Below are 20279 nucleotides of genomic sequence, written 5' to 3' on the forward strand. Positions count from 1 at the left end.
TTAGCCCCTCGGGCCTGAGGCCTTCCCCAGACTATCGGTTTCGTGAGGAAGGCCACACTTCTATCCCCTGTAGAAATTTGCGCCCGGGGGTCGGGAACTGCTATCCGGGTCCGGACGGCGCCGGTCAGGCCACCTTGGTGAGCGGTGCGTAGCGCAGCAGCAGCCGCTTCTCGCCGACGTCGAACCGGACCTTGGCCACGGTCTTGTCGCCCGCACCCTCGACGGACAGCACCGTGCCGTTGCCGAAACTCGTGTGGTTGACGTGGTCGCCGACCGTGACGGACACGACCTCCTTCTGGGGCTGCACGCGCCCCACGCTCTTGGACGGCGCGGGCGCTCCGCCGGAGAACCCGCCGCCGCTCGCACCCCAGTAGGACCCGCTGAACCGCGGACCGCCGGCACTGCCGCCGCCGCCGGAGGTCCAGGCCGGCTTCGCCGCGCCCTCGCGCTTCCAGTGGATGAGCTCCTCCGGGATCTCGCTGACGAACTGGCTCGCCGGGTTGTACTGGCTCTGCCCCCACATGCTGCGCACCTCGGAGCGCGTGATGTAGAGGCGCTGCCGGGCACGGGTCAGGCCCACGTAGGCGAGGCGCCGCTCCTCGGCCAGTTCCTTCGGATCGGTGGCGGAGCGCTGGTGCGGGAAGATGCCCTGTTCCATGCCGGTGAGGAACACCACCGGGAATTCGAGGCCCTTGGCGGTGTGCAGCGTCATGAGGGTGACGACGCCCTGGCGCCGGGCCTCCTCGACGGCGCGCTGCACATCGGCGGCCGAGCCCTCGGGGGCGTCGGGGATCTGGTCGGCGTCGGCCACGAGGGCCACCTGCTCGAGGAAATCGCCCAGCGTGCCCTCGGGGTTGTCCCTCTCGAACTCGCGGACGACGGCGACGAGTTCGGCCAGGTTCTCCACGCGGGACTCGTCCTGGGGGTCGTTGCTGGTGCGCAGCTGTTCCAGGTAGCCGGTCTGTTCCAGGACGGCCTCCAGGGCCGCGGAGGCGCCCGAGCCGCTCGCGACCTCCGCGAGGTCGTCGATGAGCTTCACGAATCCGTTCACGGCGTTGACGGAGCGCGTCGCCATGCCCGGCGCATGGTCGGCCCGCCGCAGGGCCGCCATGAAGCTGATGCGCTCGCGTTCGCCCAGGGACGCGACGGCGTACTCGGCGCGGTCGCCGATGCCCCGCTTGGGTTCGTTGAGGATGCGGCGGAGGTTGACGACGTCGTCCTGGTTCACGAGGACGCGCAGGTACGCCAGGGCGTCCTTGATCTCCTTGCGCTCGTAGAAGCGGGTCCCGCCGACCACCTTGTAGGGCAGGCCGACGCGCAGCAGGATCTCCTCGACGGAGCGTGACTGCGCGTTGGTGCGGTAGAAGATCGCGACGTCGCCGGGCCGGATGCCGTCCTCGTCCTGGAGGCGGTCGATCTCCTCGGCGATGAAGCGGGCCTCCTCGTGCTCGTTCTCGCCCACGTAGCCGACGATCTTCTCGCCGCTGCCCTCGGCCGTCCACAGCCGCTTCTCCGGGCGGTCGGGGTTCCTGGAGATGACGGCGTTCGCGGCGGTGAGGATGTTCTGGGTGGAGCGGTAGTTCTGCTCGAGCAGGATGGTGCGGGCGCTCGGGTAGTCGTTCTCGAACTCGACGATGTTCCGCACGTCGGCGCCGCGGAACGCGTAGATGGACTGGTCGGAATCGCCGACGACGGTCAGCTCCGCCGGGTCGTCGGTGGATTCGCCCGGCACCCCGACGATCTCCCGGACCAGGGCGTACTGCGCGTGGTTGGTGTCCTGGTACTCGTCGACGAGGACGTGGCGGAAGCGCCGCCGGTAGTAGTCGGCCACGCCGGGGAAGGCCCGGAACATGTAGACGGTCTGGGCGATCAGGTCGTCGAAGTCCATGGCGTTGGCCTGGCGCATGCGCTGGGCGTAGCCGGAGTAGACCTCGGCCACGGCCTGCTCGAAGGGATCCGACAGGCCGGCGGTCGAGGCGAACGTCTCCTCGTCGATGAGCTCGTTCTTGAGGGCGCTGATCTTGTGCTGGATGGCCTTGGGCGCGAACTTCTTGGGGTCGAGGTCCAGCCCCTTGGCCACGAGCGTGATGAGCCGCAGCGTGTCGGCGGAGTCGTAGATGGAGAAGTTCGAGTTGAGGCCCACGGAGGCGGCCTCGCGGCGGAGGATGCGCACGCAGGAGGAGTGGAACGTGGAGATCCACATCCGCTTCGCGACGTCGCCGATCAGGCCCTCGATGCGTTCCCGCATCTCGGCGGCGGCCTTGTTCGTGAAGGTGATGGCGAGGACCTGTCCCGGGTGCGAGCGGCCGGTGGCCAGCAGGTAGGCGATCCGGTGGCTGAGCACGCGGGTCTTGCCGGACCCGGCGCCCGCGACGATCAGCAGCGGAGATCCCCCGTGCCTCACGGCCTCCTCCTGCTGGGGGTTCAGTCCCACCAGGAGTTCCCGGGCACGCTCCTCGTCCACGCCGGCGCGGGAGGGGACGTGCTCCGTGGCGGGGTCGGCCGCTCCGGGCGCAGCCGCCGTCGCCGCGTCCCGGGCACGCTTCTTCTCGGCGGGCGTGGGCGGGGAGACGTAGGGATCGAAGAGCATGTCCATGGTGCCTCAAGTCTAGGCCGTGCCCCCGACACCCACGGGTGCCGTCCCGGGCACAGGACTGCCCCCGCCGGAGGACCGGCGGGGGCAGTCGAGGTGGAACGGGGCGTTACTTCTCGGGCTGGAGCTCGTCCTCCTCCACGCCGAGGATGAGCAGCTTGCCGCTCTTGCGGTCGGCGAGGTACTCCTTCATCTCCCGCTTGATGACGGGCAGGAGCAGGTAGACGCCGAGCAGGTTCACGAAGCCGCAGACGAACAGGGCGGCGTCGGCGAAGCTGATGACCTGGCTGAACGTCAGCACGCACCCGGCAACCGTGAAGAAGAGGAAGATGACCTTGAAGACGAGTTCCGAGGTCTTGCCGCGTCCGAACAGGTACTGCCATGACTTGAGCCCGTAGTAGGACCACGTGATGAGCGTGGAGTAGGCGAAGAGCGACACCGCGATGGCGAGGACCACGGGGAACCAGGGGAACACGGTGGCGAAGGCGTCGGAGGTGAGGATCACGCCGTCCGGCGTTCCTCCGCCTGCCTGCACCTGGTCGATTCCGGCCTGGAGGCTCGGCGCACCCGCGATGATGATCGCCAGGGCCGTCATCGTGCAGATCACGACCGTGTCGATGAGCGGCTCGTAGAGGGCCACGAAGCCTTCGCTGACCGGTCGGCGGGTCTTCACCGCGGAGTGCGCGATCGCTGCCGACCCGAGTCCCGCCTCGTTGGAGAACGCAGCACGGGTGAAGCCGACGATCATCACGCCGAGGATGCCGCCCGCGACTCCCTCGGGGCTGAATGCACCGGCGAAGATGGAAGCGATCGCGGCCGGGATCTGGGTGAAGTTCACCAGGATGACGAGCAGGCAGGACACCACGTAGACGATGCCCATGGCCGGCACGAGCCGGCTGGTGGTGGCGCCGATGGACTTGATCCCGCCGAGGATCACCACGGCGACGAGGCCCGCGAGCACGAGGCCGAAGATGAGCGCGGCTCCGGCGCTGCCGAGGAAGCCGTCCTCCCCGCCGGTCACGTTCTGCACCTGCGCGAAGGTCTGGTTCGCCTGGAACATGTTGCCGCCCGCCACACCGAAGATCAGGATGGCGACCGCGAAGATGCCGGTCAGGATCTTCGCCGGGACACTTCCGAACTTCCTGAACGCGATGGGCAGGTACTTGAACGGACCACCGCTGATCGACCCGTCCTCATGCACCTCCCGGTACTTGACGCCGAGGGTGCACTCGGCGAATTTCGTCGCCATGCCCAGCAGGCCCGCGAGGACCATCCAGAAGGTCGCACCGGGACCGCCGAGGGCCATGGCCGCTCCGACGCCGGCGATGTTGCCCAGCCCGACCGTGCCCGACAGCGCCGAGGTGAGGGCCTGGAAGTGCGGCACCTCGCCCGGATCGTCCTTCGAGGAGTAGCGTCCACGAACTACTTCGTACCCGACCTTGAGGCCGCGGAACTGCGGGACTCCGAAGTAGATCGTGAAGATCACTCCTGCCGCGATGAGCCACAGCACGACGAACGGGAAGCTCAGGTCGCCGATGGTGATGGGGAAGAACACGATGCTCGAGAAGATCTCGGTGGGTCTGGCGAACGCATTATTGATCGCCTCGTCGATGGCGGCAAGCCATCCGACGTCGTCGGACGCAGCTGTCATGGGGAGTGATGTTGTGAGTGGCATCCTTCTAGAAAAGCGCTCTTGGCGCGTGAGCGCAATCACAAGCTGCACCCGGCAGGAATTAATCGCGGAGTGGCACGACGGTTCACACAGTGTTCCGCGGAGGATCTGCGGGCGCGGATGATCGCCCATACTTCTGTCATGGCAAGAACCAGGGCTCAGATCGCACGCAAGCATTCCACCGGCGCCTCTGCCGTGCCCGAGGCGCCCCCGGTGGACCGGCAACGCTCCAACGGCAGCCTGGTCCTCATCGCGGCCGCCGTCGCGTCCCTCTTCCTCTTCTGGTACTTCCACCTGCTCACGCTCGGGCAGATGACGCAGCTCTCGGGGGGTCTCGCGATGCCCGACATGATGATCGGCGGTTACGACGCCGGCTATGTGGATCGGCTCCGCGACGCGATGGACGACGACGCCCGCGGCCAGCTGAGCTACCTCCACCGGACGGCCGGCACCCTGTTCCCGCTGATCTTCGCGTTCACCTGGCTCCTGCTGGTCCAGCTCAACGCCGGACGCCGCTGGCTGCGCTGGCTGCTGTGGTCCCCCGTGATCCTGTTCGTCGTCGTCGATCTCTGGGAGAACATCGCGATCGACGCGCTGCTCGCCGACGCGGCGCCCGATGCCGGGGCCGTGGTGCTGGCCTCGACACTGACGGTGCTGCGCTGGGTACTGCTCGCGCTGAGCCTCGCGGCCGGTGCCGCGTCCGTGTTCCTGCCGCGGACACTCCGGGCGGCGGGCGGCAGGGGCGCAGGACCCGGGCCGAAGAGCAGGTAAGCTGGGACCGCCGGATCGGGTGTACCAGCCGATCCGCGCCTCTGTAGCTCAGTAGGATAGAGCGTCCCTCTCCTAAAGGGAAGGTCGTCGGTTCGATTCCGGCCAGGGGCACCACAGCCGGGCACGGGCGCGGTGGACGGGCCACCGAGCCCGTGCGTCCGCGCCGCTCCGAGCGGGGAAGAGGGAGGTCATGGCGCGTGGCTGAGGCCCCGACGATCACCGTCACGGCCCTGTGCCTGCTCGACGACGACGGACGCCTCCTGCTCGTCCGGAAGCGCGGGACCACCGTGTTCATGCAGCCCGGTGGCAAGCCGGAACCGGGCGAGACGCCGTCGGAGACCGGCGCACGCGAGCTGTCCGAGGAACTGGGCCTGAGTGTCCTGCCCGGCGACCTCCGCCTGCTGGGTACCTGGGAAGGGCCGGCCGCGAACGAGGCGGCCCTGCTGGTGGCCACCGTCTTCCTCTGCCCCCTCACTGCCGAACCGCTCCCGGCGGCGGAGATCGAGGAGCTCGCCTGGCTCGACCTCGGGGACGCGGCGGGACGCCCGGACCTCGCTCCCCTGCTGACCGATTACGTCGTCCCCCTGCTGCTCGGGGACCGCGGGCCGCTGACGGGCCGGCGCGTGTCCTGACCGGACGCCCTGCCCCGCACCTGCAGTCCCTGCCGGAGGAGCGTCACCGGAGCGCCACCCCGGACACCCCGAGCTCCTGCAGGATGTCCCCGACGAGCTGCTCGGGGGTGCGGCTCGCGTCGAGGACGAGGAAGGTCGGGAAGACGCTCAGCTGCCGGTAGGCGGCGTCGAGACCTGCCAGATGCTCGAGGGTCTCGATGTCCACGGCCCGGCGGGTGATCCGGGCGTGCGCGAGATCCGCGGGGACGTCGAAGTAGACCACCAGGCCCGGGGTGGGCAGGACCGCGAGGAGGAAGGGCAGCAGCCTGCCCGCCGGCAGTCCGCGGAGGTGCCGGAGCGCGAGCTGGCAGTAGAGGTACCGGTCCATGACCACGACGCCCGCGCGGGGGCCGGCCCGGGCGTGGGAGGCCAGGACGTTGACGCAGCGGATCGATGTCTCCACGGCATCCAGCAGGGCCAGCGGCGGGTGGATGCCCCGGCGGTCGCACCAGCCGGTGATGCTGCGGCGGCCCGACCTGTTCATGGTGAAGACCGCGGGCCTGGCGGCTGCCCTCAGCCGCTCCGCGAGCAGCAGGCCTGCGGTGCTCTTGCCCGCCCCGTCGATCCCGGCGAGAACGATGATCATGGGTCAGTCTAGGCGCCCTCCCGGCGGGGAACTCCGCCGGTGCCAGGGCGATCACCCCGAATGGCTGAGGTCCGCCCGTCGCGGTCTCGCCGGCCCCTCAGACGCCGCTCAGGGCTTCGGGCTCCTCGTCCACTGCCACGTTCTTCTGCACGGCGAACTGCGTCCGGTGCAGCTCCTCGTACCGTCCGCCGACCGCCAGCAGCTCGTCGTGCGTCCCGCGCTCCACGATCGAGCCGTCCTCGACCACGAGGATCAGATCGGCGCTGCGGATCGTCGAGAGCCGGTGCGCGATGACCATGGCGGTCCGCCCCTCGAGCGCCTCGCTCAGGGCTGCCTGCACGGCCGCCTCCGACGTCGAATCCAGTGCGGCCGTCGCCTCGTCGAGGATCACGACGCGCGGCTGCGCGAGCAGGAGGCGCGCGATGGTCATGCGCTGGCGCTCGCCGCCGGACAGCCGGTACCCGCGCTCCCCCACCATGGTGTCGAGCTGGTCGGGCAGGGACCGGATCAGCGGCTCCAGCCGGGCCCGGCGCACGGCGTCCCACACCTCGTCCTCCGTGGCCTCCGGGCGCGCGAGGCGGAGGTTGGAGAGGATGGTCTCGTGGAACAGGTGGCCGTCCTGGGTCACCATGCCGAGCGTGTGGCGCATCGAGGCGAACGTGACGTCACGGACGTCGGTGCCCGCGAGGCGCACCGCGCCGCTGTCGACGTCGTACAGCCGCGACAGGAGCTGCGCGATGGTCGACTTGCCGGCACCCGAGGTTCCGACGAGCGCCACGGTCTGGCCGGGTTCGATCCTGAAGGACACCCCGTGCAGGACCTCCTCGCCGCCCCGGGTGTCCAGCGTCGAGACCTCCTCGAGGGAGGCGAGGGAGACCTTGTCGGCCGACGGGTAGGCGAAGCGGACGTCGTCGAACTCGACGGACACGGGGCCGGCGGGGACGGCGGCGGCGTCGGGCTTCTCCTTGATCAGCGGTTCGAGATCGAGCACCTCGAAGACGCGCTCGAAGCTGACGATCGCGCTCATGATCTCGACGCGCGCGTTGGCGAGGCTGGTCAGGGGCGCGTAGAGGCGCGTGAGGAGGAGGGCCAGCGTGACGACCTCCCCGGTGTCGAGCTGGCCCGCGAGCGCCAAGGTCCCGCCGAGCCCGTACACCAGGGCGAGCGCCAGCGCGGAGACGAGCATGAGGGCGGTGAAGAACACGAACTGCAGCATCGCCGTGCGCACCCCGATGTCCCGCACGCGGGCCGCGCGGACGCGGAACTCCTCGGCCTCCTCGTCCGGCCGGCCGAAGAGCTTGACCAGCGTGGCGCCGGGCGCCGAGAAGCGCTCCGTCATCTGGGTGCTCATGGCCGAGTTGTGGTCCGCGGCCTCGCGGCGGAGCGCGGCGAGGCGGCTGCCCATGCGGCGGGCGGGCACCAGGAAGATGGGCAGCATGACGACGGCGAGGACGGTCACGAGCCAGGAGGTGCTCAGCATGACGGCGAGGGTGAGGACCAGTGCCACGAGGTTCGTGACCACCCCGGAGAGCGTGCCGCTGAACGCCTGCTGCGCGCCGATGACGTCGTTGTTGAGGCGGCTGACCAGGGCACCGGTCCGCGTCCTGGTGAAGAAGGCGATGGGCATCTTCTGCACGTGGTTGAACACGGCGGTGCGGAGGTCCAGGATGACCCCCTCGCCGATGCGCGACGAGTACCAGCGGGTGAGCAGGGACACCCCGGCGTCCACGACGGCGACCAGCGCGATGATGGACGCGAGCCACACGATCGTCCGCACCTCACCGCCGGCGACGATGACGTCGATCACCTGTCCTGCCAGGACCGGGGTCGCGACGGCCAGGAACGCCCCGGCCACGGACATCAGGATGAAGAGCACCAGCTTCCGGCGGTACGGCACGGCGAAGGTCAGGATCCGGCGCACCGACTCCCGGGAGAAGCCGTGCTTGTTGTCCTTCGCCGTCGAGATCTTGTACAGCGAGCTCCACGCCGCGCCTTCCATGCTCATGGCTGTTCCTTCCGTGGATGCCGGTTCCGGCTCGAGTTCGCAGGTGTTCCGGACCCCGCCGTCATGCTTCGGAACAATAAGTGGTCGTCCCGGTGTTCACCCCGGTAGTGTTCCGACTCCGGCCGCGAGCGGGCGAAGCGGATGCACCTAGGGTTCAAGCGGTTCAGGAGCCCTTCTATTTCCGGCGCCCGCCGTGCCTGTCCCCCACACCCCAAGGAAGCATCCCATGAATCACCGCCTGTCCATCCTCGGTACCGCTGCAGCCCTCACGCTGGCCCTTGCCGGCTGCTCGTCGTCGGGCCCGGCCGGTGACGGCGGTTCCTCCGGGTCGGGCCAGGCCACCTCCCTCCAGGAGATCCAGGAGTCCGGCGTGCTGACCGTGGGCACCGAGGGCACCTACAAGCCCTTCAGCTACCACGAGGACGGCAGCGGGGAGCTCACCGGCTACGACGTCGAGGTCATCACCGCCGTCGCCGAGAAGATGGGCGTCGAGGCCGAATTCGAGGAGACGCAGTGGGACGCGATCTTCGCGGGCCTCGAGGCGGGCCGGTTCGACGTCATCGCGAACCAGGTCTCCATCACGGACGAGCGCAAGGAGACCTACGACTTCTCCGCGCCGTACACGGTCAGCTCCGGGGTGATCGTCACGAGTGCCGACAACGACGAGATCTCCTCCTTCGAGGACCTCGAGGGCAAGACGACGGCACAGTCCCTGACGAGCAACTGGAACGAACTCGCGACCGAGAGCGGCGCGGACGTGGAGCCCGTCGAGGGCTGGGCGCAGTCCGTGACCCTCCTCGAGCAGGGCCGCGTCGATGCGACGATCAACGACGAACTGACGTACCTCGACTACCAGAACACCACCGGGAACGACGGCATCAAGATCGCGGCCACCACCGAGGAGTCCTCGCAGAGCGCCGTCGCCGTCCGCAAGGGCAGCACCGAACTGGTGGAGGCCATCGACACGGCGCTCGACGAGCTGCGTGCCGACGGGACGCTCGCGGAGATCTCCGGGAAGTACTTCGGCTCCGACGTCAGCCAGTGACGCCGGCACCACGGTCTCCGGCACCACGGTCTCCGGCGGCGGGCCGCACCCGCCCGGAGCGCTGACCGATGGACTGGGAGCTGCTGCGCACCTCCTTCTGGCCCATGCTCTCCGGTGGCCTGACGGGGACCATCCCGCTCTCGCTCGCGTCCTTCGCGATAGGCCTCGCCCTCGCCCTGGTCATCGCGCTCATGCGTATCAGCGGCCAGCCCGTCCTGTCCGGGATCGCCCGCTTCTACGTGTCGGTCATCCGGGGCACCCCGCTGCTGGTGCAGCTGTTCGTGATCTTCTACGGGATGCCCTCGATCGGGGTGACCCTCGACCCGTGGCCGAGCGCGATCATCGCGTTCTCCCTCAACGTCGCGGGCTACGCCGCGGAGATCCTGCGCGCCGCGATCCTCTCCGTGCCCAAGGGCCAGTGGGAGGCGGGCCACACCATCGGGATGTCCCGCACGCTGACCCTGCGCCGGGTCATCCTGCCGCAGGCCGCACGCGTCTCCGTACCGCCGCTGTCCAACACGTTCATCAGCCTCGTCAAGGACACCTCGCTGGCGTCGCTGATCCTCGTGACGGAACTGTTCCGCGAAGCGGAGCAGATCGCCGCGTTCTCCCAGCAGTTCATGCTGGTCTACCTCGAGGCCGCCGCGATCTACTGGGTGTTCTGCCTCGTCCTGTCCAGTGGCCAGACCGTCCTCGAGAAACGATTGGATCGTTATGTCGCCCGCTGATTCCCTGCGTCCCCCCGCCCTGGAGGGCCCCCTGCTGCAGGTCACGGACCTGCAGAAGTCCTTCGGGACCAACCGGGTGCTCTCCTCGATCGACCTGCACATCGACAGCGGGCAGGTCGTGGCCCTCGTGGGCCCCTCCGGATCCGGCAAGACCACCGTGCTGCGCTGCCTCAACGGGCTGGAGACGCCCGACGCCGGGACGGTCGCCTTCCGTGGCGGTCCGTCGGTGGACTTCGGCACGAAGGTCCCGAAGAGGGAGGCCCTGTCGCTGCGCGACCGGAGCGCCATGGTCTTCCAGAACTACAACCTGTTCCCGCACATGACGGTGCTGGAGAACATCATCGAGGGCCCCGTGCAGGTGCAGAAACGGCCACGGAAGGAAGCGGTCGCGGACGCGGAGCGGCTGCTCGCGCGCGTGGGGCTCGCGGAGAAACGGGACGACCACCCGTTCAACCTGTCCGGCGGGCAGCAGCAGCGCGTCGGGATCGTCCGGGCCCTGGCACTGCAGCCGGACCTGCTCCTGTTCGACGAGCCGACGTCGGCCCTGGACCCGGAACTGGTCGGCGAGGTACTCGCCGTCATCAAGGAGCTCGCGGAGGAGAAGTGGACCATGGTGATCGTGACCCATGAACTGGCGTTCGCCCGCGAGGTCGCGGACGAGGTCGTCTTCATGGACGGCGGGGTCGTCGTGGAGCACGGCCACCCCGACCAGGTGCTGCGCCATCCCCGCGAGGAACGCACGCGCCGCTTCGTGCAGCGGCTGCTCAACCCCTTCTAGGAGGGGTCGAGCAGGCACTGCAGGCTGTCGGTCAGGCAGGTCAGGCCGCGATGCGGTCCGGGTGCGAGTAGCAGTTCAGGGTGGTGCCGCGGCTGAAGCCCACGAGCGTCAGCCCGGCGTCGTCCGCGAGGTCCGCGGCCAGCGACGACGGCGCACTCACGGCCGCGAGCACCGGGATGCCCGCGAGCTGCGCCTTCTGCACGAGTTCGAAGGACGCCCGGCCGGAGACCTGCAGGATCATCCCGCGCAGCGGCAGCATGCCCTCGCGCAGCGCCCACCCCACCACCTTGTCGACGGCGTTGTGACGCCCCACGTCCTCCCGGAGGCACAGGAGCTCCCCCTCCGCGGAGAAGAGACCGGCGGCGTGCACGCCACCGGTGCGGTCGAACAGCTTCTGGCTCTCGCGCAGGCGGTCCGGCAGGGAGGCGAGGATCCCGAGGTCCACGGGCGACTCATCGGTGTGCAGGTCGAACCGCGACGACTTCCGGACCGCGTCGATCGACGCGGTCCCGCAGATGCCGCACGAGCTCGAGGTGTAGACGTGGCGCTCCATGGCGGTGTCCGGCAGTTCGACGCCGGGCCGGAGCTGCGCCTCGACGACGTTGAAGGTCTGCTGCCCGTTGTCGTCCACGCCCGCGCAGTACCGCAGGCTGGGCAGCTGGCCGGGCTCCCAGACCACGCCCTCCGAGACGAGGAAGCCCGCCACGAGGTCGAAGTCGTCGCCCGGAGTACGCATGGTCACGGTGAAGGCCCTTCCGTCGAGGCGGATCTCCAGGGGCTCCTCCCCCGCGAGCACGTCCTCGCGACGACCCGTCTGCGCTCCTACCCGGAACTTGGTGATGCGGCGGCGCTGCGTGACCCGGTTCATTCGGTACTCCTTACCTCGGTCCTCTCTCGAGGTTAGTTGACCCCGGGCACTACCCGGCACGTCGGCTTCGCCACAGGAAGCGTGGACGCCGTTCCGCTACGCCCGTGGGCCCCCGGGCGGCGCCCACGGCAGTGACAGGGCCTGCACCGGATCGCCGGCCCGGCAGCCCTCCGCGGGGACCACCATCACGCCGTCGGCCGCGGCGAGCCCGCGGAGCATCCCGGAGCGCTGGTGCGTGCTCGGCACGGCACGGCCCGACTCCAGCCTGTAGGGCACCAGGCGGCTCCTCCCCGGCAGCGGGTCGAAGGCGTCGGCCGTCACCACCGGTGAGGGCTCCTCCAGGGAGGACCCGCGCAGGCCCGCGAGCAGGGGCCCGGCAACGGTGATCATGGCCATCATCGCGGCCAGCGGATTGCCGGGGAGCCCCACGAGGAAGCGCCCGTCGGGAAGCCGTGCGAGCAGCGTGGGATGCCCGGGCCGCATGGCGATGCCGTCGATGATCATCTCGGCGCCGACCTCCATGAGTGCACGGCGGATGTGGTCGGCCATGGAACTGCCGGTCCCGCCCGTGGTGATGAGCACGTCGCCGGACGCGCGGGCGAGGGAGAACTCGTCGGTGGGCTCGCCGCTGATGGCCGCCACGACGTCGTCGAGGTCGTCCTTCGCGCGGCCGGCCACGTCCACATGGCCGCCCAGCATCGCGACGAAGCCGGGCAGCTGGGGGCCGAAGGTGTCACGCACCTGGCCCGCGTGCGGCAGCCCGTGCTCGATCACCTCGTCGCCGGTCATGAGCAGCGACACGCGTGGCGCGCGCAGGACGGCGAGGGTGTCGTGGCCGCAGACCGCCGCGAGGGCTATCTGGGCCGGGTTGAGGACCACGCCGGCGGGGATCGCCAGGGAACCCTCCTCCGCCTCCTCACCGGCGGGCCTGACGTGCTCGCCGGGCGACGGCTCGTCGGGGCGCGCGGAGTCGTTGCGATCCAGCATGCCTCCGCGGACGGCACCGCGCTCGGTGCGGAGGATGCCGACGGTGTTCTGCGGTACCACACCGCCCGTCAGGATGAAGGTCGCCTCTCCGGGAGCGAGCGAGACCTCCCCGGAATCGCTGTGGGGGGTCGCCCTGCCGCGCGGGTGCTCCGGCTCGGGGCGGCTCACGAGCGTCCAGGGCGGCGCGCCGTTGACGGCCCAGCCGTCCATCGCGGACGACGCGTAGTGGGGGATGGACTGCAGCGCGTGCACCGGCTCTGCAAGGGTCTGCCCGAGGGCGTCGGCAAGGGGTACGGTCTGGAACGGCAGGGGTCGCCCGGCGCCGTAGGCCAGGGTACGGGCCGTCGCCCAGTCGGCATTGGTCGCTGCGCCTGCCTCGATCATGCGGTACCGCCTTCCGTCGCGGCCTCCGCGCACAGGGCATCGGCGACGCCCAGTGCCGAGCGCATGGCCACGTCCTCGTCGGCCTGCCCGCTGCCGACGGCGAGACCCGCGGCGTACCCCACCACGAACGTCGTCAGGGGCGCGGCGGGGCGCACCACGCCGTGGGCCGCCTTGCCGGCCAGGTCGAGGACGGCGTCGATGTCGACGTCCGTCCCGTCGATCTCGAAGGCGGCGAGCAGCCGTCCGGTCCATTCGTGCAGCAGCTTCTGGCGATCGTCCATGAGCCCTCCGGGAGGTGCTAGGGGACGTCGACTCCCAGGACCCTCGCATCAGCCCAGGTGTCGACGTCGTGCGTTGTGCCCGGTGCAACCGGGACAGGTCTGGTCCTCACACTAGCAAGGAGGCTGCGCATCGACAGGTTGTCGGCGGTCCCGGCGGCGAGGACGGCGTCCACGGCGGCCGCCAGATCATCGCTCCGGTAGAGCGCCGCGAGCGGCTGGGCGCGGCCCCCGTCCACGGCCACGAGCGATGCGCCGTCGTCGTCGGCCGCCTCGGCGAGCAGCACGTCGACGAGCTCGGCGACGCGCGGCATGTCGCAGGCGACGACGGCGCACCAGCGCGCCCGGACACCCGTCCCGGCGCGGAGTCCGGCCACGAGCGCGGCCGCCGGCCCGGCGAAGGCCGGTTCCTCCCGCACGAAGGACGGCGTGCCCGGCAGCCCGCGCCACCCGTCGGCCTCGGGTCCCACGACCACCATCTGCCGGGCCTCGGCGAGCGCGGCACACGTCCGCTCCAGCAGGGTCACGCCCTCCACGACCAGCCCGGCCTTCGGCACGCCGCCGAGCCGGGAGGACCGCCCCCCGGCGAGGATCACGGCGTCGAACGGCGGGCGGGGGGCCTCTCCAATCCTCACGCGGCGGTCTCCGTGAGGAACTCGCTCCACTGCGGCGCGGGCCTCTCCAGTTCGCGGATCTGCCACTGGGGGCCGCGAGGCGGGCGGGGCACCACCCGCAGGGACCAGCCGAGGCTGGCGAGCGTCTTGTTCCCCTTGGCGTTGTTGCATCGCAGGCAGCAGGCCACGAGGTTCTCCCAGGTGTCGCCGCCGCCCCGCGACCTGGGCATCACGTGGTCGATGGTGGACGCCGCCTTCCCGCAGTAGGCGCACTGGTGGTTGTCCCGGCGCAGCACCCCTCGCCTCGTCGCCGTGAAATCCTGGCGGTAGGGCACTTTCACGTATCTGTTGAGCAGGATCACCGAGGGCCTTCCGAAGACTTCCGCAGGACCGACCACGGGGTCGTCGTCCTCCGCCACGACGCTCGCCTTCCCCGTGAGCACAAGGACCAGCGCCCGGCGGAAGGTGACGACCGCCAGCGGTTCATATCCTGCATTCAGAACGAGAGTGCGCATTCGACGTGCCCCATTGCTGACCTGTCCCCCGCGACCGGGTGCCATCCCGGGATCGGGAGAAGTGCTTCGGATGGACACTGCAAGGGTAAGCCGCACCCGCCCGTCCGCGGAACGCCGGACCGACGACGTACGGCTGCTGCTCCTGCCGGCTCCTCCTGCGGGTCCGACGACAGGAGGACCGGCACGCGTGCCGGTCCTCCTGTCAGCGCAGCCGTGCGGGTCAGCCGCCGACGCGGATGTACACGCCGCCGGAGCCGAGTTCGGCCGGGGCTACGACAGTGCTGTTGCCGTTGAATCCGCCGTGGACGGCCTGGCCGCCGCCGATGTACACCGCGATGTGGGCCATGCCCATGCCCCCGTCGGCGTAGTAGATCAGGTCGCCGGGGATGGCCTCGCCGGCACTCACCGTGCGGCCGAGGGACAGGTAGCCGGCCGGCCAGCCGTGGAAGTTGATCCCGGCGGCGGCGAGGGAGTTGCTCGCCAGGCGCGTGCAGTCCTGCGTGACACCGAGCTGGCCCTTCGCGGCGGCGGCGATCGTCGCCGCCTTGCCCGAGGAGGGTGCTGGTGCCGGCAGGCGCTTCGAGGCCGGGACGATCGTCGCCGCGCGTGTCTCCACGACGGGCGCCGGGGCGGCCGGCGCGGCCGGTGCCTCCATCGGGGCCGCCACCGCGGGAGCGGCGACGGCGGCAGCGGCAGGTGCTTCCACGACGGGCGCCTCGACCACGGGGGCCTCCGCGACGGGCGCCTCGGCCACGGGGGCCTCCACGACAGGGGCTTCGACGACGGGTGCTTCCACGACGGGCGCCTTCTCGACGACGACCGGCTTGGCCTTCACCTTGACCGGGGTCATGTTGAAGGCCACCACGGTCTTGTCCGAGGCGACGACGGCCGCACGGGCGGAGGGCAGGGTGACCTTCGACGCTGCGACGTCGCGCTGGGGCTGGAGGTCGGCGGCGTTGGCAGCGACCCCGCCGGTCAGGACGAGCCCGGATGCCGCGGCGAAGACGGCGGCCTGGCGGCCCATGCCGCCGGCGTTGGTGGACACGGTCCGTGCGAGGACGGAGAAGGCGGCAGCATTGCGGGCGTCGTCGCGGTGGCGGGCGGCAGGGCGTGAGGACATGAGTGATGACATGAGGGTGTTCTCCAGGTGTGGGGTGCTAGCGGACGCGGACGAAGCCGGCGCCGGGGAGGTCTGAGAGGTTGTGCAGGCCGGTGTTCATGCCGTTGAGGCCACCGCTGACGACCTGGCCGTTGCCGACGTAGATCGCGACATGGCCGCCGGTGATGACGAGGTCACCGGGGGCGGGTGATCCGACGACATCGCCGAACCGGAAGAACTGATTGGGAGCGAGGTCGCCCACGGACTTGCCGACCGAGCGCAGGGCCTTCTCGACCATGGCGGTGCAGTCCTGGGCGACGCCGATCTGTGAGTACGCTGAACCGACCAGGCCGGCAGCGACGCGGGAGGACGGGGCGGGAGCGGGAGCCGGGGCGGGAGCGGGCGCCGGGGCGGCGGGAGTCGCGGCAGCGGCGACGACCACGGGAGCGGGGGCCNTCCAGCCGATCTACGACGCCGTCGACGATCGCGTCTGGGGCTACGAGGCTGCCACGACCGGAGCGGCCTCGACCGCGGCAGCGACTGCTGCCGGTGGGATCTCCACGGGAGCTTCCTCGACGACCGGCGCCTCCACCACGGGGGCGGCCTCGACGGTCTTCGGGGCGGTCTTCACCTCGACGGCGACGCGGTCGAAGGACACCGTCGCGGTGGCCGGCACGGTGACCTCGGCCGTGACCACCCGCTCGATGGCCAGGGCTGCGGAGGACTGCACCTCGCGCTCTGCGCCGACGGACCCCTGGGCCGGCAGGCCGGCGGTGAGGACCAGGCCTGACGCTGCAACGATGACGGCTGCCTGGCGGCCGACTGATCCGGCATTGGATGCGACGGCGGCGGACAGGGCGGTCAGCGGACTGATGTTTCCGGGCGCGCGGTGGCGGCCCGGCGAAGAGCTGGTGGACACGTTGGATTGCCTCTCCCAACGCCTGCGAGGTGAGCTGTCGGATTCGGATGGGAGTCACCCGGCCGCTGCGTGAACAGCGACTTAACCCCAAGGATTTCTTCTCAGAAACCCAGAATTGGTTCCCCCGCCTCTGCCATGCGATGGTGCGGACGGACCTCCGGCAATGGCAGAGCTAGGCGATTTGCAGGAGGGTGCTGGATCTAGAGCGAGTCCGGCACAAATCGAACGCTACAACACAACGCGAGATATGTCACATTCTGATCACGGAACGGTGTGTTTCTGGTGACAAAGGCCTGGGAGGCGGTCAATCCTCGAGGGAGACGAAGACGTGCGAGGCGACCTCGGGCGGCAGTTCGAGGGCACCCTCGACGCCGGGGACGCGCACCGAGACGTAACCCCCCACCGACTCGAGGGTGAGCCGTGCGCCGGGGCGCAGCCCCCCTTCGTCGAGCTGCGTGAGGAGTTCGGGGTCCACCTGGATGGGCTCGGCGAGGCGCGCGAGCGTGACCTTGCTGCCGGGGGTGTAGGTGGCCATCGCGGACAGCAGCGTGACCACGCCGTCGGTGAACAGCTCCGATTCCACGCCGCCGATCGCCGCCAGCCCCGGGATCGGGTTGCCGTAGGGAGAGTCCGAGGGCTTGCCGAGGAGCTCGTACAGCCGGCGCTCCACGCGCTCGCTCATGACGTGCTCCCAGCGGCACGCCTCGTCGTGCACGTACGCCCAGTCGAGTCCGATCACGTCGCTCAGCAGGCGCTCCGCGAGACGGTGCTTCCTCATCACGCCGGTGGCGCGGCGGCGGCCGGTCTCGGTGAGCTCCAGGTGCCTGTCTCCCGAGACGACCACGAGGCCGTCGCGTTCCATCCGTCCGATGGTCTGGGACACCGTGGGGCCGGAATGGCGCAGCCGCTCGGCGATGCGCGCACGGAGCGCGACGATGTTCTCTTCCTCGAGCTCCAGGATGGTCCGCAGGTACATCTCGGTGGTGTCGATGAGGTCCGTCATGCGGTTCAGCTCCTTGGGGCGGTGCGGGTGCGCGGCTGGACTGCCTCACGCCGGTGAGGGGTGCGGCCATCGGCCCGGCTCCGCCCCACGCCTCCCAAGGTTAACGCATGGCATCAAGCGCCCGGCAATCCCACCCCCGGGCGGCAGGGTCGTCCTCCCCGGGGGTCGTTAACAAATGGAGGGCCACCGACCGCTGGGGCAGAATGAGGTCTGAACCTGCCGTCCCAGAGCTGGAGCCCCCATGAGCGAGTCGCCCCGCATTCCCGCACACCTCCTCCCCTCGGACGGCCGCTTCGGTGCGGGCCCGTCGAAGGTCAGGAGCGGCCAGATCGACGCCCTCGTCGCGGCCGGCACGTCCCTCCTCGGGACCTCCCACCGCCAGGCCCCGGTCCGCGACCTCGTGGGGCGCGTCCGCGACGGTCTCAGCACCTTCTTCGCCGCCCCCGACGGGTACGAGGTGGTCCTCGGCGTCGGCGGTTCGACGGCCTTCTGGGACGTCGCCACCTTCGGCCTCGTCGACCGCAAGGCCCAGCACCTCTCCTTCGGCGAGTTCGGTTCCAAGTTCGCGTCCGCCACCGACAAGGCGCCGTTCCTCGACGCCTCCAGCATCCTCACGAGCGAGCCGGGCACCCGCCCCGACGCGACGGCGGAGGAGGGCGTCGACGTCTACGCCTGGCCGCAGAACGAGACCTCCACCGGGGTGGCGGCACCCGTCCGGCGCGTCGAGGGCGCCGACGACGGCGCGCTCGTCGTCGTCGATGCCACCTCCGCAGCGGGCGGGCTCGACGTCGACGTCGCCCAGGCGGACGTCTACTACTTCGCGCCGCAGAAGAACTTCGCCTCCGACGGCGGCCTGTGGCTCGGCCTCTTCTCCCCCGCCGCACTGGAGCGCGCTGCGCGCATCGCCGCCGGTGACCGGTGGGTCCCGGACTTCCTCAACCTGCAGACCGCCATCGACAACTCGCGCCTCGACCAGACCTACAACACGCCGTCATTGGCGACCCTCGTCACGCTGGAGGCGCAGGTGCGGTGGCTCAACGCGCAGGGCGGCCTGCCCTTCGCGGCGGCCCGGACGGCGGACTCGGCGGGACGGCTGTACCGCTGGGCGGAGGCCTCGCCCGTGGCGAGCCCCTATGTGACCCGCCCCGAGGACCGCTCGAACGTGATCGTGACGGTGGACTTCGACGACGCCGTGGACGCCGCCCGCATCGCCGCGATCCTGCGCGCCAACGGCGTCGTCGACGTCGAGCCGTACCGGAAGCTAGGGCGCAACCAGCTCCGCGTCGCCACCTTCGTGGCGATCGAGCCCGACGACGTCTCGGCCCTCATCGGCTGCATCGACCACGTGGTCGAGAACCTCCTGTAGATCGGTTCGTCCGGGGATCCGGCCCGCCGCGCCGACCTCCGCGGCGGGTCCCCGTCCGCGCGGACCGCCCCGTGGAAGCCCTGTGCGCGGACCGGCCTACGGCGTTGGGTCGGACGCGCCGGCCTCGTGGTCGATGCGCAGGCGTCGGGGCGCCGAACGGTCGTAGCGCAGCCGCACGTCGTGGTAGCGCCACGCCCAGAAGATCCCCGCACCGGCGGCGACCAGTCCCGACGCCGCCGCGACCCCGAGGCTCCACCGCGGGCCGAACACGTCGGAGACCCACCCCACCACCGGCGCCCCGAGGGGCGTCCCCCCGAGGAAGATGGCGAAGTACAGGGCCATGACGCGTCCGCGCATGGCCGGCTCCGTGGTGGTCTGCACGTAGGCGTTGGCGCTGGTCATCAGCGTGAGCGCGAACAGGCCCACGGGCACGAGCGCCAGCCCGAAGAGCCACAGGGTGGGTGCCAGGGCGGCCAGAGCGCACGCGATCCCGAAGGCCGCCGAGGCGCCGAAGATGAACCGCAGGCGCGGCCTGTCGCGCCGGGCGGAGAGCAGTGCGCCCGCGACGGAGCCCACGGCCATCACCGAGGACAGCACGCCGAAGACCCCGGCGCCCTGGCCGAACTCGGTGCGCGCCATCGCGGCGATGAACACGGCGAAATTCAGTCCGAAGGTTCCGACGATGAAGATCGCGAGCATCACCATCATGAGGTCCGGCCGGCCCCGCACATAGCGGAAGCCTGCCCTGATGCGCCCCTTGCCCGGCGCCGGCCGCGGTTGCGCGTTCAGTTCGGAGCTGCGCATCGCGAGCATCACGTAGACCATCGCACCGAATGTCAGGGAGTTGATCATGAACACCCATCCGGGCCCCACGCCCGCCGTCAGCAGCCCCGCGATGGCGGGGCCCACGAGGCGGGCCCCGTTGAAGGAGGCGCTGTTGAGCGCCACGGCGTTGGGGAGGTACTCGTCGCGTACGAGGTCCGAGACGAACGCCTGCCGGGCCGGGGCGTCGAAGGCCGAGACGACGCCGAGCGCCAGGGCGAAGGCGTAGACGTGCCAGAGGGCGGCGACGTCCAGGAGGACCATCAGTCCGAGGCCGACCCCCAGCAGCGCCATCGCCACCTGCGTGGTCACGAGGAGCTTCCGGCGGTCCACGGTGTCCGCGATGAGGCCCGCCCACGGCGCGATCACGAGTTGGGGCCCCAGCTGCAGGGCCATGACGATCCCCAGCGCCGACGCGTTCTGCTCGGTCAGGATGTCGTAGACCAGCCAGTCCTGCGCGGTCCGCTGCATCCACGTGCCGATGTTGGAGATCAGCGCCCCGATGAACCAGAGCCTGTAGTTGTGGATACCGAGGGACCGGAAGGTGCTCATGCCCCTCCCCGTCCGCTCCGGCA

The 20279-nt window shown here is 70.4% G+C and carries 20 protein-coding genes, 1 tRNA gene and 1 riboswitch; of the genes, 7 read left to right on the forward strand and 14 right to left on the reverse strand.

Annotated elements, in window-relative coordinates:
- Positions 1–124: 124 nt before the first annotated feature.
- Both pcrA and RY94_RS09930 read right to left on the reverse strand, forming a co-directional pair.
- On the reverse strand, positions 125–2596 hold the full coding sequence (pcrA, locus tag RY94_RS09925) for a DNA helicase PcrA (protein ID WP_043444496.1): 2472 nt from the start codon (positions 2594–2596) through the stop codon (positions 125–127).
- A 106-nt stretch (positions 2597–2702) separates the two neighbouring features.
- Positions 2703–4244, reverse strand: coding sequence for an alanine/glycine:cation symporter family protein (locus RY94_RS09930; protein ID WP_043444498.1), 1542 nt, complete (start codon positions 4242–4244; stop codon positions 2703–2705).
- Positions 4245–4406: 162 nt separating this feature from the next.
- On the opposite strand from RY94_RS09930, the gene RY94_RS09935 reads away from it, so the two are divergent.
- From RY94_RS09935 to RY94_RS09945, 3 genes are all read left to right on the forward strand, one after another.
- Positions 4407–5036, forward strand: a complete 630-nt coding sequence (locus RY94_RS09935) for a hypothetical protein (RefSeq protein ID WP_043444499.1) — start codon at positions 4407–4409, stop codon at positions 5034–5036.
- 37 nt (positions 5037–5073) lie between these two features.
- Positions 5074–5150, forward strand: a tRNA-Arg gene (locus RY94_RS09940).
- A gap of 83 nt (positions 5151–5233) precedes the next feature.
- Positions 5234–5668: an NUDIX hydrolase gene (locus RY94_RS09945; RefSeq protein WP_043444501.1), complete on the forward strand. Its 435-nt coding sequence runs from the start codon at positions 5234–5236 to the stop codon at positions 5666–5668.
- Positions 5669–5711: 43 nt separating this feature from the next.
- Here RY94_RS09945 and RY94_RS09950 read toward each other — a convergent pair whose 3' ends face one another.
- Positions 5712–6293, reverse strand: coding sequence for a thymidylate kinase (locus tag RY94_RS09950; RefSeq protein ID WP_043444502.1), 582 nt, complete (start codon positions 6291–6293; stop codon positions 5712–5714).
- Positions 6294–6390: 97 nt separating this feature from the next.
- Complete coding sequence (locus RY94_RS09955; RefSeq protein WP_043444504.1) at positions 6391–8298, reverse strand: ABC transporter ATP-binding protein; 1908 nt, start codon at positions 8296–8298, stop codon at positions 6391–6393.
- Between the two features lie 226 nt (positions 8299–8524).
- On the opposite strand from RY94_RS09955, the gene RY94_RS09960 reads away from it, so the two are divergent.
- The 3 genes from RY94_RS09960 to RY94_RS09970 all read left to right on the forward strand — a co-directional run bounded on the left by RY94_RS09960 (position 8525) and on the right by RY94_RS09970 (position 10849).
- Positions 8525–9343 (forward strand): amino acid ABC transporter substrate-binding protein, encoded by an 819-nt coding sequence (locus RY94_RS09960; RefSeq protein ID WP_043444506.1) that lies wholly within the window; start codon positions 8525–8527, stop codon positions 9341–9343.
- Between the two features lie 68 nt (positions 9344–9411).
- Positions 9412–10071, forward strand: a complete 660-nt coding sequence (locus tag RY94_RS09965) for an amino acid ABC transporter permease (protein WP_043444509.1) — start codon at positions 9412–9414, stop codon at positions 10069–10071.
- Positions 10058–10849, forward strand: a complete 792-nt coding sequence (locus tag RY94_RS09970; protein ID WP_052274216.1) for an amino acid ABC transporter ATP-binding protein — start codon at positions 10058–10060, stop codon at positions 10847–10849. The genes RY94_RS09965 and RY94_RS09970 overlap by 14 nt, the downstream gene beginning before the upstream one ends.
- Before the next feature lie 40 nt (positions 10850–10889).
- Here RY94_RS09970 and fdhD read toward each other — a convergent pair whose 3' ends face one another.
- The 9 genes from fdhD to RY94_RS10010 form a co-directional block, all read right to left on the reverse strand.
- Entirely contained in the window at positions 10890–11717 is an 828-nt protein-coding gene (fdhD, locus tag RY94_RS09975) for a formate dehydrogenase accessory sulfurtransferase FdhD (protein ID WP_043444511.1), read from the reverse strand.
- Between the two features lie 96 nt (positions 11718–11813).
- On the reverse strand, positions 11814–13088 hold the full coding sequence (locus tag RY94_RS09980; protein WP_052274217.1) for a molybdopterin molybdotransferase MoeA: 1275 nt from the start codon (positions 13086–13088) through the stop codon (positions 11814–11816).
- Complete coding sequence (locus RY94_RS09985; RefSeq protein ID WP_043444512.1) at positions 13085–13369, reverse strand: DUF6457 domain-containing protein; 285 nt, start codon at positions 13367–13369, stop codon at positions 13085–13087. The genes RY94_RS09980 and RY94_RS09985 overlap by 4 nt, the downstream gene beginning before the upstream one ends.
- A 17-nt stretch (positions 13370–13386) precedes the next feature.
- Positions 13387–14001: a molybdenum cofactor guanylyltransferase gene (mobA, locus tag RY94_RS09990; protein WP_231554488.1), complete on the reverse strand. Its 615-nt coding sequence runs from the start codon at positions 13999–14001 to the stop codon at positions 13387–13389.
- Entirely contained in the window at positions 13998–14495 is a 498-nt protein-coding gene (locus RY94_RS09995) for an HNH endonuclease (protein ID WP_043444513.1), read from the reverse strand. The genes mobA and RY94_RS09995 overlap by 4 nt, the downstream gene beginning before the upstream one ends.
- 220 nt (positions 14496–14715) lie before the next feature.
- The gene (locus tag RY94_RS10000; RefSeq protein WP_043444514.1) at positions 14716–15615 is read right to left on the reverse strand and encodes an NlpC/P60 family protein; all 900 of its coding nucleotides are present in this window, start codon (positions 15613–15615) and stop codon (positions 14716–14718) included.
- A gap of 37 nt (positions 15616–15652) precedes the next feature.
- Entirely contained in the window at positions 15653–16036 is a 384-nt protein-coding gene (locus RY94_RS18385; protein WP_231554489.1) for an NlpC/P60 family protein, read from the reverse strand.
- Between the two features lie 54 nt (positions 16037–16090).
- Positions 16091–16513 (reverse strand): hypothetical protein, encoded by a 423-nt coding sequence (locus tag RY94_RS18390; RefSeq protein WP_052274218.1) that lies wholly within the window; start codon positions 16511–16513, stop codon positions 16091–16093.
- 5 nt (positions 16514–16518) lie between these two features.
- A riboswitch (cyclic di-AMP (ydaO/yuaA leader) is annotated at positions 16519–16686 on the reverse strand.
- 131 nt (positions 16687–16817) lie between these two features.
- Positions 16818–17516 (reverse strand): metal-dependent transcriptional regulator, encoded by a 699-nt coding sequence (locus RY94_RS10010; RefSeq protein WP_043444516.1) that lies wholly within the window; start codon positions 17514–17516, stop codon positions 16818–16820.
- A 241-nt stretch (positions 17517–17757) separates the two neighbouring features.
- Here RY94_RS10010 and serC point away from each other — a divergent pair, with 241 nt between their 5' ends.
- Positions 17758–18882, forward strand: coding sequence for a phosphoserine transaminase (gene serC / locus RY94_RS10015; protein WP_043444518.1), 1125 nt, complete (start codon positions 17758–17760; stop codon positions 18880–18882).
- 96 nt (positions 18883–18978) lie between these two features.
- Here the strand turns inward: serC and RY94_RS10020 are convergent, their stop codons facing one another.
- Positions 18979–20256: an MFS transporter gene (locus RY94_RS10020; RefSeq protein WP_043444520.1), complete on the reverse strand. Its 1278-nt coding sequence runs from the start codon at positions 20254–20256 to the stop codon at positions 18979–18981.
- Positions 20257–20279 lie beyond the last annotated feature (23 nt).

This window comes from Arthrobacter sp. L77, assembly GCF_000816565.1.
Classification (GTDB): Bacteria; Actinomycetota; Actinomycetes; order Actinomycetales; family Micrococcaceae; genus Arthrobacter_D; species Arthrobacter_D antioxidans.

Coding starts and splice junctions, on each gene's coding strand:
- pcrA (WP_043444496.1), bottom strand. CDS start 2,596: ATGGACATGCTCTTCGATCCCTACGTCTCCCCGCCCACGCCCGCCGAG.
- RY94_RS09930 (WP_043444498.1), bottom strand. CDS start 4,244: ATGACAGCTGCGTCCGACGACGTCGGATGGCTTGCCGCCATCGACGAG.
- RY94_RS09935 (WP_043444499.1), top strand. CDS start 4,407: ATGGCAAGAACCAGGGCTCAGATCGCACGCAAGCATTCCACCGGCGCC.
- RY94_RS09950 (WP_043444502.1), bottom strand. CDS start 6,293: ATGATCATCGTTCTCGCCGGGATCGACGGGGCGGGCAAGAGCACCGCA.
- RY94_RS09955 (WP_043444504.1), bottom strand. CDS start 8,298: ATGAGCATGGAAGGCGCGGCGTGGAGCTCGCTGTACAAGATCTCGACG.
- RY94_RS09960 (WP_043444506.1), top strand. CDS start 8,525: ATGAATCACCGCCTGTCCATCCTCGGTACCGCTGCAGCCCTCACGCTG.
- RY94_RS09965 (WP_043444509.1), top strand. CDS start 9,412: ATGGACTGGGAGCTGCTGCGCACCTCCTTCTGGCCCATGCTCTCCGGT.
- RY94_RS09970 (WP_052274216.1), top strand. CDS start 10,058: ATGTCGCCCGCTGATTCCCTGCGTCCCCCCGCCCTGGAGGGCCCCCTG.
- fdhD (WP_043444511.1), bottom strand. CDS start 11,717: ATGAACCGGGTCACGCAGCGCCGCCGCATCACCAAGTTCCGGGTAGGA.
- RY94_RS09980 (WP_052274217.1), bottom strand. CDS start 13,088: ATGATCGAGGCAGGCGCAGCGACCAATGCCGACTGGGCGACGGCCCGT.
- RY94_RS09985 (WP_043444512.1), bottom strand. CDS start 13,369: ATGGACGATCGCCAGAAGCTGCTGCACGAATGGACCGGACGGCTGCTC.
- RY94_RS09995 (WP_043444513.1), bottom strand. CDS start 14,495: ATGCGCACTCTCGTTCTGAATGCAGGATATGAACCGCTGGCGGTCGTC.
- RY94_RS10000 (WP_043444514.1), bottom strand. CDS start 15,615: ATGTCCTCACGCCCTGCCGCCCGCCACCGCGACGACGCCCGCAATGCT.
- RY94_RS10010 (WP_043444516.1), bottom strand. CDS start 17,516: ATGACGGACCTCATCGACACCACCGAGATGTACCTGCGGACCATCCTG.
- serC (WP_043444518.1), top strand. CDS start 17,758: ATGAGCGAGTCGCCCCGCATTCCCGCACACCTCCTCCCCTCGGACGGC.
- RY94_RS10020 (WP_043444520.1), bottom strand. CDS start 20,256: ATGAGCACCTTCCGGTCCCTCGGTATCCACAACTACAGGCTCTGGTTC.